This window comes from Streptomyces chilikensis (assembly GCF_001642695.1).
In the GTDB taxonomy this organism is placed as follows: Bacteria; Actinomycetota; Actinomycetes; order Streptomycetales; family Streptomycetaceae; genus Streptomyces; species Streptomyces chilikensis.
The window spans coordinates 1,081,096-1,091,261 of record NZ_LWCC02000005.1 but is presented as its reverse complement, the minus strand read 5'-3'; the positions used below and the strand labels follow the sequence as shown (position 1 = coordinate 1,091,261).

At 75.3% G+C, this 10,166-nt stretch carries 10 protein-coding genes and 1 pseudogene; 10 read left to right on the top strand and 1 reads right to left on the bottom strand.

Annotated features, from left to right (window positions below; translation table 11 throughout):
- Positions 1-75: 75 nt before the first annotated feature.
- The 10 genes and pseudogenes from lepB (A2U95_RS04880) to A2U95_RS04835 all read left to right on the top strand — a co-directional run bounded on the left by lepB (A2U95_RS04880) (position 76) and on the right by A2U95_RS04835 (position 9,507).
- Entirely contained in the window at positions 76-630 is a 555-nt protein-coding gene (gene lepB, locus A2U95_RS04880) for a signal peptidase I (protein ID WP_166020991.1), read from the top strand.
- A pseudogene (gene lepB / locus A2U95_RS04875) lies at positions 623-1,689 on the top strand (signal peptidase I). The gene lepB (A2U95_RS04880) and the pseudogene lepB (A2U95_RS04875) overlap by 8 nt, the downstream one beginning before the upstream one ends.
- Positions 1,601-2,458 carry a signal peptidase I gene (gene lepB / locus A2U95_RS04870; RefSeq protein WP_166020989.1) on the top strand — a complete coding sequence of 286 codons (858 nt, stop codon included), beginning with the start codon at positions 1,601-1,603 and terminating at the stop codon, positions 2,456-2,458. Before lepB (A2U95_RS04875) ends, lepB (A2U95_RS04870) begins: the two are co-directional and overlap by 89 nt.
- Before the next feature lie 232 nt (positions 2,459-2,690).
- The gene (gene lepB, locus A2U95_RS04865; protein WP_166020988.1) at positions 2,691-3,473 is read left to right on the top strand and encodes a signal peptidase I; all 783 of its coding nucleotides are present in this window, start codon (positions 2,691-2,693) and stop codon (positions 3,471-3,473) included.
- Between the two features lie 298 nt (positions 3,474-3,771).
- The gene (locus tag A2U95_RS04860; protein WP_108954178.1) at positions 3,772-4,080 is read left to right on the top strand and encodes a DUF2469 domain-containing protein; all 309 of its coding nucleotides are present in this window, start codon (positions 3,772-3,774) and stop codon (positions 4,078-4,080) included.
- A 396-nt stretch (positions 4,081-4,476) separates the two neighbouring features.
- Positions 4,477-4,815: a YraN family protein gene (locus A2U95_RS04855; RefSeq protein ID WP_166024831.1), complete on the top strand. Its 339-nt coding sequence runs from the start codon at positions 4,477-4,479 to the stop codon at positions 4,813-4,815.
- A gap of 1 nt (position 4,816) precedes the next feature.
- Positions 4,817-6,436: a YifB family Mg chelatase-like AAA ATPase gene (locus A2U95_RS04850; protein ID WP_166020987.1), complete on the top strand. Its 1,620-nt coding sequence runs from the start codon at positions 4,817-4,819 to the stop codon at positions 6,434-6,436.
- A gap of 200 nt (positions 6,437-6,636) precedes the next feature.
- On the top strand, positions 6,637-7,740 hold the full coding sequence (gene dprA / locus A2U95_RS04845; RefSeq protein WP_240957203.1) for a DNA-processing protein DprA: 1,104 nt from the start codon (positions 6,637-6,639) through the stop codon (positions 7,738-7,740).
- A 260-nt stretch (positions 7,741-8,000) separates the two neighbouring features.
- Positions 8,001-8,840, top strand: a complete 840-nt coding sequence (gene whiG, locus A2U95_RS04840) for an RNA polymerase sigma factor WhiG (protein ID WP_166020985.1) — start codon at positions 8,001-8,003, stop codon at positions 8,838-8,840.
- 88 nt (positions 8,841-8,928) lie between these two features.
- Complete coding sequence (locus A2U95_RS04835; protein WP_166020984.1) at positions 8,929-9,507, top strand: TetR/AcrR family transcriptional regulator; 579 nt, start codon at positions 8,929-8,931, stop codon at positions 9,505-9,507.
- Positions 9,508-9,591: 84 nt separating this feature from the next.
- Here the strand turns inward: A2U95_RS04835 and A2U95_RS04830 are convergent.
- On the bottom strand, positions 9,592-10,166 hold a 575-nt coding region (locus A2U95_RS04830; RefSeq protein WP_166020983.1), incomplete at its 5' end, for a M23 family metallopeptidase.

Sequence of the window (10,166 nt, the reverse complement as noted above, 5' to 3'; positions counted from 1 at the left end):
CCCCGCTTCGCTGTCGTCAGGGGCTTCAGGGGCCCGTGGGACGGGGTTCCGGGTGGCGGCCTCACGCTCACCGCGGTGGCCTGCCTGCTCTTCCTCCTGCTGACCACGCTGTTCGTGGCCCAGCCCTTCCAGATCCCCAGCTCGTCCATGGAGCCGGTCCTGCGGGCCGGCGACCGGGTACTGGTGAACAAGCTGGCGTACCGGTTCGGCGACGAGCCCGCCCGCGGGGACGTGGTGGTCTTCGACGGCACCGAACGGTTCGGCGAGGGTCACTTCGTCAAACGGGTGGTGGGCGTCGGCGGCGACCGGGTGGTCTGCTGCGATCGCGACGGCCGGCTGCGCGTCAACGGCCGGGCGGTGGACGAGTCCGGCTTCCTGGGCGGCGACGCCCCGTCGGCGGTGCCGTTCGACGTGGTGGTGCCCGAGGGCAAGCTCTTCCTGCTGGGCGACCACCGCGCGGCGTCCAGCGACTCCAGGGACCACCTCGGCTCTCCGGGAGGGGGCATGGTGCCCGTGGAGGACGTCACCGGGCGGGCCGACTGGATCGTCTGGCCGGCCGGGCGGTGGACGGGCATCGGACGTTCCGGCGCCTACGACGGTGTGCCCGCGGCGGACGGCACGCGTGGGTAGGCGCGGGCGCTCACGCGGAGCGGGCGGGGAAGGGGAGGGCGCCGGGCGCCCGCCGGGACGCGCGGAGCGGCGCAGGCTGCGCCGCCGGGTGCAGCGCCGCCGGCGCCGGGCGGTCCTCAGGGAGATCCCCCTGCTGGGGGGCGTGGCGCTGCTGATCGCGCTGCTGCTGAAGACCTTCCTGTTCCAGGCCTTCGTGATCCCGTCCGGGTCGATGGAGCAGACCATCCGGATCGGCGACCGGGTGATCGTGGACAAACTCTCCCCGTGGTTCGGGTCGGAGCCGGAGCGGGGAGACGTGGTGGTGTTCCGCGACCCCGGCGGCTGGCTCCGGGGCGACGAGATCGCCGGCATCGCCGACGAGTCCGCGGTGACCCGCGGTATCAAGGACGGGCTGGCCTTCGTCGGCGTGCTGCCCTCGGCCGACGAACAGGACCTGATCAAGCGCGTGATAGCCGTCGGCGGCGACCGGGTGGTCTGCTGCGACACGGACGGCAGGCTGACGGTGAACGGCACCCCGCTGGACGAGGACTACCTGTACCCGGGCGACGAGGCGTCCGTGAAGCGGTTCGAGGTGACGGTGCCGGAGGGGAGCCTGTGGGTGATGGGCGACCACCGCTCGCGGTCCGCGGACTCCCGGGAGCACCAGGACGGTCCGTACGGCGGGGCCGTCTCCGTGGACCTCGTGGTGGGCCGGGCGGTCGCCGTGGCCTGGCCCGTCGGGCACTGGGCGCGCCTGAGCACCCCGGAGACCTTCTCGTCCGTCGGACCGCCCGACGGGGGGTAGGCGCCGCGGGCCGCGGCTCGCATAGGGTGGCAGGACCCCGGGGCCGGCCGGTCGGCCGGGACGGACGAGGGATGACGGACGACGGATTCCGGCACCTCCCGAGCCCTGGGGAACTCCCGCTCGTTAAGGGAGTGGTGGGCCCGCGCCGGGCAGCGGGCGGGCGGCGGTACGGAGTGAGGAGTTCTTGTGGGGGATGCGGCGGTTGGCGCACGTTCCGGTGGCGGCGACGGGTGGCGGAGGCGTTCCGCGGAGCCGGACCCGCAGGACCGGGGTGAGGGCGTGGCGCCCGGAAGCGACCCCGAGGGACCCGGCGGGCCGGCCGACGGCGCTCCGGGCGAGGACGGCGGCAGGGCGTCGGGACGAGGCCGCCCGAACCAGCAGATGCGGTCCTTCTGGAAGGAACTACCGCTGCTCGTCGTGATCGCGCTGGTCCTGGCGCTGCTGATCAAGACGTTCCTGCTGCAGGCGTTCTCCATCCCCTCGGACTCCATGCAGAACACGCTGCAGCGCGGGGACCGGGTGCTGGTCGACAAGCTGACCCCGTGGTTCGGGGCGGAACCCGAGCGCGGCGAGGTGATCGTCTTCCACGACCCCTCCAATTGGCTGGCGGGCCAGCCGGTGGAGGAGCCCAACGCCTTCCAGAAGGTCCTCACCTGGATCGGCCTGATGCCGTCCTCCGAGGAGCGGGACCTGATCAAGCGCGTGGTGGGCGTCGGCGGGGACACCGTGGAGTGCCGGGGCACCGGCAAGCTGGTGGTCAACGGCGTGGCGCTCGACGAGCCCTACGTCTTCCCGGGCAACACGCCCTGCAGCGCCGACGAGACCGGCCAGTTCAAGGTCAAGGTGCCCGAGGGCTACCTGTGGGTGATGGGCGACCACCGGCAGAACAGCCGGGACTCCCGCTACAACCAGGACGACCCCCACAAGGGCATGGTGCCCGTGGAGGACGTCGTCGGCCGGGCCGTGGTGAAGGCGTGGCCGATCAACCGCTGGGGCACCCTGCCGGTGCCGGACACCTTCGACCAGCCCGCGCTGAACAAGTAGGGGCGCCGCGTCCCCCTTCCCGCACTCCGGCGCACTCCTGCGTCAGGCGTCAGGCGTCAGGTGTCCTGCGTCCTGCGTCCTGCGTCCGGGGAGTTTCCTGCCGAACGGCCCGTTCCTCCGACCGCGGAGGGGCGGGCCGCGCTCGTCGCGGGCCCTGGGCAGGGCCGGCCCGCCCGGGCCGCTCGTCCAGAGGGCTGCCCAGCTCCCGTACCGCCGGGTAGGGTGCGGGGCCATGGGCAGCGAGAGCGGTACCGACACGGCCGTGACGAGGGGCGGCGGCGACGCGGCCGCCGGTAGCGGCGGGCCGGCCGGCGGACGGCTGGGACAGCGGCTGTCGGGCCTGGCGGTCGCCCTGGGCACGCTGCTGTTCCTCGGCGGCTTCGGCTGGGCCGCACTGGTCTACATGCCGTTCACCGTGCCCACCCTGTCCATGCACCCCACCATCGCCGCGGGTGACCGCGTGCTGGCCGAGCGGGTGGACGGCTCCGAGGTGCGGCGTGGCGACGTCGTGGTCTTCGAGCAGGAGAAGTGGGCGAACGCCCCGCTGATCAAGCGCGTCGTCGCCGTCGGCGGCGACACCGTCTCCTGCTGCGCCGGGGGCGGGCTCACCGTGAACGGCGAGCGGATCGACGAGCCGTACACCGGGGACGACCCGTTCGCCGCGACGGCCTCCTTCTCCGAGGTCACCGTCCCCGAGGGCCGGCTGTTCCTGCTGGGCGACGACCGCACCGGCTCCCTGGACTCGACCGCGCACCTCACCGAGAAGGCCGCGGGGACCGTCTCCCGGGACGCGGTCAAGGGGCGGGTGGACGCCGTGGTGTGGCCGGTGGACGGCATGCTGGAGCCCGCCACCGGCTTCCGGGTGCTCGGCGACGAGCCCTCCGCCCCGGGCCCGCTGCGCACCCAGGTGGCCCTGGCGGCGGCCGGGGCCCTGCTGATCTTCGCCGGAGCCGCCCACGGTCCCGTGGCGGGCCTGCTGGCCCGGCGCCGGGGAGCGGCCCGGGCCGGTGGCTGAGGCGCCGCCCGGGCGGTCCGGACGGCTGTGGGGCGACGCCCGTGGTACTGCCTGATCAGGGCCGGTGCCACCCGTGTCGTCCCGGAGCGCCGACTTTCGGGGGAAGCGCGGTGGTGGACGTGTGGGGAACTCGGGCGGTCACATGAGACGGTGTATCCCACGGGATTCGGCGGGCCGCCGCGCAGGCTGCTCGACGAAGGTCCCCCGCCGGGCCGGAGACCCTTGCGCCGGAAATCGCCTAGGGGCTCGTGGGACTGACGCACAATGGTGGGACCGCACGGCTGAAGGGGAACATGCCATGAGCGCCGAGGACCTCGAGAAGTACGAGACCGAGATGGAGCTGAAGCTCTACCGGGAGTACCGAGACGTCGTCGGACTGTTCACCTACGTGATCGAGACCGAGCGGCGGTTCTACCTCACCAACGACTACGACATGCAGGTGCACTCCGTCCAGGGCGAGGTGTTCTTCGAGGTCACCATGGCCGACGCCTGGGTCTGGGACATGTACCGGCCGGCCCGCTTCGTCAAGAAGGTACGGGTGCTCACCTTCAAGGACGTGAACATCGAGGAGCTCAACAAGACCGATCTGGAGCTCCCGGGCGGCTGACCTGTGGACGAACAGCCGAGTGCGGACATGAAGCCTCACCCGAAAGGGTGAGGCTTCTTCCGTGCCGGGGAGGTTCCTCCACCAAGATCCACACGGATGTCCTCCCCGGCCCATCGTGGGCCGCGGAGGTGGTGCCGGATGGGCGCACGACGTACGGACGGACCGACGGTCCGGGAAACGGGCCGGGAAGCGGGCCGGGAAGCGGGCCGGGGAGCGGTCCAGGAGCCGGAGCGGGGCCGGGGGCCGGGCCCGGGCCGAGGGCCCGGACGGAACCGGGAGCCGGAGGAGGGCCGGGCACCCGGCCGGGGCCGGAGGCGGGAGCCGGGCCGGGGCGAGGGCGGCCGGGCCGCCCGCGGAGGCGGGGCGCGCGCCGCCCTCGGCGCGTGGGGCGAGACGCTGGCCGCACGGCGGCTGGCCGAGGCCGGCATGACGGTGCTGGACCGCAACTGGCGGGGCGGCCGCGCGGGTGAGATCGACATCGTCGCGCGCGACGGCGACGCGGTGGTGGTCTGCGAGGTGAAGACCCGCCGGGCCCCCGCGACCGGGGAGGCCGTCTTCGAGCATCCGATGGCCGCCGTGACGCCCGCCAAGGCCGCCCGGCTGCGTGGGCTGGCCGAGCGGTGGGTGCAGGAGCACGGCGGAGCGCCACCGGGCGGGGTCCGCATCGACCTGGTCGGCGTGCTGCTGCCCCGTCGTGGTGCGCCCCTGGTCGAGCACGTGCGGGGGGTGGCCTGAGATGGGCTTCGCGCGCACCTGCTCCGTGGCGCTGGTCGGCGCCGAGGGGGTGGTGGTCGAGGTGCAGGCCGACCTGGAACCGGGAGTCGCCGCGTTCACACTGGTGGGACTGCCCGACAAGAGCCTCAGCGAGAGCCGCGACCGGGTGCGGGCCGCGGTGGTCAACTCAGGGGCCGCCTGGCCGCAGAAGAAGCTCACCGTCGGCCTCAGCCCGGCCTCGGTGCCCAAGGGCGGCAGCGGGTTCGACCTGGCCGTCGCCTGCGCCGTGATGGGCGCGGCGGAGCTGATCGACCCCGGCGTGCTGGCCGAGCTGGTGATGATCGGCGAGCTCGGCCTGGACGGGCGGGTCAGGCCGGTCCGGGGCGTCCTGCCGGTGGTGCTGGCCGCCGCCGAGGCCGGATACCGGCAGGTGGTGGTCCCCGAGTGCGCGGCCGCCGAGGCGGCCCTGGTGCCCGGGGTGTCGGTGCTGGGCGTCCGGAGCCTGCGGCAGCTGATCGCCGTGCTGACGGACGCACCGGTGCCGGAGGAGGAACCGGCGGCCGAGGGCCGTCCGGACCCGATGCTGGCCGGTCTGCGGCTACCCGGCGCCGCGGCGGCCGTGGGGGCGTCCGGCGGAGTCCTCTCCGAGCAGGGCTGCGACCTGGCCGACGTCGTGGGAGGGCTGCGGCCGAGAGCCGCCCTGGAGGTGGCCGCCGCCGGAGGACACCACCTGTTCCTCTCCGGCCCGCCGGGGACGGGCAAGACCATGCTGGCCGAGCGGCTGCCGACACTGCTGCCCGCGCTGGAGCGCCAGGAGTCGCTGGAGGTCACCGCCGTGCACTCGGTGGCCGGGCTCCTGCCGCCGGGCCGTCCGCTGATCGACCGGCCGCCCTACTGCGCCCCGCACCACTCGGCCACCATGCAGGCGCTGGTCGGCGGCGGCAAGGGAGCCGCGCGGCCCGGCGCGGTCTCGCTGGCCCATCGCGGCGTGCTCTTCCTCGACGAGGCTCCGGAGTTCAGCCGGACGGCGCTCGACGCACTGCGGCAGCCGCTGGAGTCCGGGCACGTGGTGATCGCGAGGAGCGAGGGAGTGGTGCGGTTTCCGGCCAAATGCCTGATGGTGCTGGCCGCCAATCCCTGCCCCTGCGGGCGGTTCTCCCGGCACGACGAGGCCTGCGAGTGCTCGCCGCACTCGGTGCGGCGCTACCAGGCGCGGATCTCCGGGCCCCTCCTGGACCGCGTCGACCTGCGGGTGGAGGTCGGGCCGGTGACGCGGTCGGAGCTGGCCGCGCGAGGAGCCGGCGGGGAGTCCTCGGCGACCGTCGCCGCCCGCGTCCGGGCCGCGCGGGAGCGGACCGCGGCGCGGCTGGCGGGAACGCCCTGGCGGACCAACGGCGAGGTTCCCGGCCGGGAACTGCGTGGCCGCTGGCGGGCAGCCCCGGGGGCCATGGAGCGCGCGGAGCGCCTCCTGGAGCGCGGCACGCTCACCGCGCGGGGCCTGGACCGGGTGCTGCGGGTGGCCTGGACGGTGGCCGACCTGGTGGGGCGCGACCGCCCCGACGCCCAGGACGTCGCCTTCGCGGTGGAACTGCGCACCGGGTTCCGGCTGGGCGCCGCCACGACGATCGGGGAGCTGGTGTGAACGGGGAGGCGGCGCGGCCACCGGCCGCCGGGGCGGCGGGGCCGGAGGCGGGCGAGCAGCTCGCCCTCCGCGGGACCGGAGACGGGGCGCCGGCCCCGCAGACGCCATCGGCTGCTGGGCCGGCCGCGGGGCCGGAGCCGGAGGCGGGGGCGGGGACGCCCGGCCGGGAGGACAGATGGGCGAGGGCCTGGCTCACCCGGGTGCTCGAACCCGGGGACGAGGCGGGCGGACGCTGGGTGCGGGAGCTCGGGCCGGCCGGCCTGGTCCGGCGGCTGCGGGAGGGCGACCGGCCCCTCGGCGGGGTGCGGGCCGAACGCTGGGCGGGCCTGTGCGCGCGGGCGCAGGCGGCCGACCCCGCGCGTGACCTCGCCGCCGCGGCGGAGACCGGGGCGAGATTCGTGGTGCCGGGCGACACCGAATGGCCCAGTCAGCTCGACGACCTGGGCGACGCCCGGCCGATCGGCCTGTGGATCCGCGGACGGCCCAGTCTGCGGATGTGGGCGCTGCGCTCGGTGGCCGTGGTGGGCGCCCGCGCCTGCACCGAGTACGGCGCCCACGTCGCGGCCGGGCTGGCCGCCGAGCTCGCGGAGCGGGGCTGGGTGGTGGTCTCCGGAGGGGCGTACGGGATCGACGGAGCCGCGCACCGGGGCGCGCTGGGCGCGGGCGGCGCCACCGTGGCCGTGCTGGCCTGCGGGGTGGACCGGCCCTACCCGCGCGGACACGCCCGGCTGTTCGGCCGGATCGCGGAACAGGGGCTGGTCATCGGCGAGCTGCCTCCGGGCGACCACCCCACGCCGTCCCGCTTCGTGCTCCGCAACCGGGTGATCGCCGCGCTCACCCGGGGCACGGTGGTCGTCGAGGCGGCGCGCCGCAGCGGGTCCCTGTCCACGGCCCGGGCGGCGCGCCGGCTAGGGCGCTTCACCATGGGGGTCCCCGGCCCGGTCACCAGCGGGCTCTCCACCGGGGTCCACCAGCTGCTGCGGGAGGAGGCGGTGCTGGTGACCGACGCCGCCGAGGTCATCGAGCTGGTGGGTGCGATGGGGGAGCTGAAGGAGACGCCGGAGGGCCCGCTCCTGCCGCGTGACCTGCTGCGGGCCGACGCCGGCCGGGTCCTGGACGCGCTGCCCGCCCGGGGCACCGCCCGGGTCGCGGAGATCGCCCGGGAGGCGGCGACCACGCCGGACGACGCGGTCGCCAGGCTCTACGAGCTCCGCTCGCTCGGACATGTCGAACGACACGGCGACGGATGGCAGTTGACACGCCATGCGGTGATCTCGGCGCGCGCCGGCGCCGGGCCGCCGTGAGGGGAGCGCTCGGCCGTCCGGGTGGTCCCGACGCCCTTGCGAATACCCGGAGTTGGGCCTTCCGGGTGGTCACGCCGGGTGAGGGCCGGGGCTCCGGATCGTCGCCGGGCGGATGCCGGAGGAACGTATCTGCGGATAGATGGCGGTTCGTCCTTCACGGACTGCGATGCTCCAGTCGCGCTACGCTCACGAGGATCCCCGGCGCTCAGGTGCGCCGGAGCGCGAGACCGGTACCACGGCAGAACGGCACAAGGCGACGAATGCCCCAGCACACCTCCGGGCCCGACCGGGCGGCGGCGGTCACCCCCGCGGCCCGGGGCAGCGTGCGGCCTCCCGCTCCCTCGACCGTCGACGAGCTGTGGCGGACCTACAAGGCGACCGGGGACGAGCGGCTGCGGGAGCAGCTCATCCTGCACTACTCGCCCCTGGTCAAGTACGTCGCCGGCCGGGTGAGCGTGGGGCTGCCGTCCAATGTCGAACAGGCCGACTTCGTCTCCTCCGGCGTCTTCGGGCTGATCGACGCGATCGAGAAGTTCGACGTCGACCGCGAGATCAAGTTCGAGACGTACGCGATCACCCGGATCCGCGGCGCGATGATCGACGAACTGCGCGCCCTGGACTGGATCCCGCGGTCCGTGCGGCAGAAGGCGCGGAACGTGGAGCGCGCCTACGCCACGCTGGAGGCGCGGCTGCGGCGCACGCCGACCGAGGCCGAGGTGGCCGCGGAGATGGGCGTCACCGTCGAGGAACTGCACGCCGTCTTCAGTCAGCTCTCGCTGGCCAACGTGGTCGCCCTGGAGGAGGTGCTGCACGGCGGCGGCGAGGGCGGCGGGCGGATGAGCCTGATGGAGACCCTGGAGGACACCGCCGCCGACGACCCGGTCGAGGTGGCCGAGGACCGCGAGCTGCGGCGGCTGCTGGCCCGGGCCATCAACATACTGCCGGACCGCGAGAAGACGGTGGTCACGCTGTACTACTACGAAGGCCTGACCCTCGCCGAGATCGGCAACGTGCTCGGGGTGACGGAGAGCCGGGTCAGCCAGATCCACACCAAGTCGGTGCTGCAGCTCAGGGCCAAGCTGGCGAGCTTCGGGCGCTGAAGGTTCTCCTGGGAGCCGCTGGGCGGGCGGCGTCCTTCCCTGCGCCCCTCCGTAGAGTGGTGGCGTGCCAAGGATTCGAGCGGCCTCCGTGGCCGAGCACAGGTCGATGCAGCGGGCCGCACTGCTGGACGCCGCGCGTTCCCTGCTGTCCGAGGGCGGTACGGAGGCGCTGACCTTCCCCGCGCTCGCCGAGCGGACCGGACTGGCGCGGTCGTCCGTCTACGAGTACTTCCGCTCCCGCGCGGCGGTGGTCGAGGAACTCTGCGAGGTCGACTTCCCCGTCTGGGCGGCCGAGGTCGAGGCGGCCATGGCGGCGGCGGAGGGGCCGGCCGCGAAGGTCGAGGCCTACGTGCGGCAGCAGCTGGCGCTGGTCGGGGACCGGCGGCACAGGGCGGTCGTCGCCATCTCCGCGGGGGAACTGGACGAGGGGGCGCGGGAGAAGATCCGCGCGGCGCACGGCGGGCTGGTGGCGATGCTGGGCGGCGCGCTGCGGGAGCTGGGGCATGAACAGCCGCGGCTGGCGGCCATGCTGCTGCAGGGGGTCGTCGACGCGGCGGTCCGGCGGATCGAGCTGGGGGCGGCCGAGGAGCCCGCGGAGATCACCGACGCCGCGGTCGGCATGGCACTCCACGGCGTCCTCGGCGCACCCCCCGCCGACCAGGCGTAGGCCGCGCCCAGGCGTCCCTCGCGGCCCCGCGGAACACGACCCGGCACGACGGACCCCGCGACCCGCGGGGCGGAGGGCGGCCGTTCACCCGCCCCAGGGCCACGCCTTCGGCAGGGGCAGGTCCGGGGGGACGGGCAGGAGACGGGGCGGGCGGGGAGCGAGGAGCCAGGGAGGCAGGAGGGCCAGCGGGTCGAGGTAGGCCCTGCCGCGGCGCAGACCCCAGTGGAGGCACGGCGCGTCGCCGCAGTGAGGGCCCGGGGCCAGCGTGCCGAGCGGCGCGCCCGGGGAGACCGCGTCGCCCTTGCGGACGCTCGGGTCCAGCGGCTGGAAGGTGGTCCGCAGCGGCGGATCCCCGGTGCCGGACAGCTCCACCGACACCACGCCCCGCCCCGCCACCCGCCCCGCGAACGACACCCGCCCGGCCGCCACGGACCGGATCTCCGCCCCCACGGCCGCCGCCAGGTCCACCCCGCGGTGCCCCGGTCCGTACTCCGACGCCGGCGCCTCCCATCCGCGCAGCACGGCGGGCCGCACCCCCGTGGGCCACACCCGCGCGGCCCGCGGCACCTCGACCGGGGCCCCCGCGCCGCCCGGATTCCCCGCCCCGTCCGGGCCGCCGGAGCCCTCCGCGCCACCCGGGCCGTCCGGGTCACCCGCAC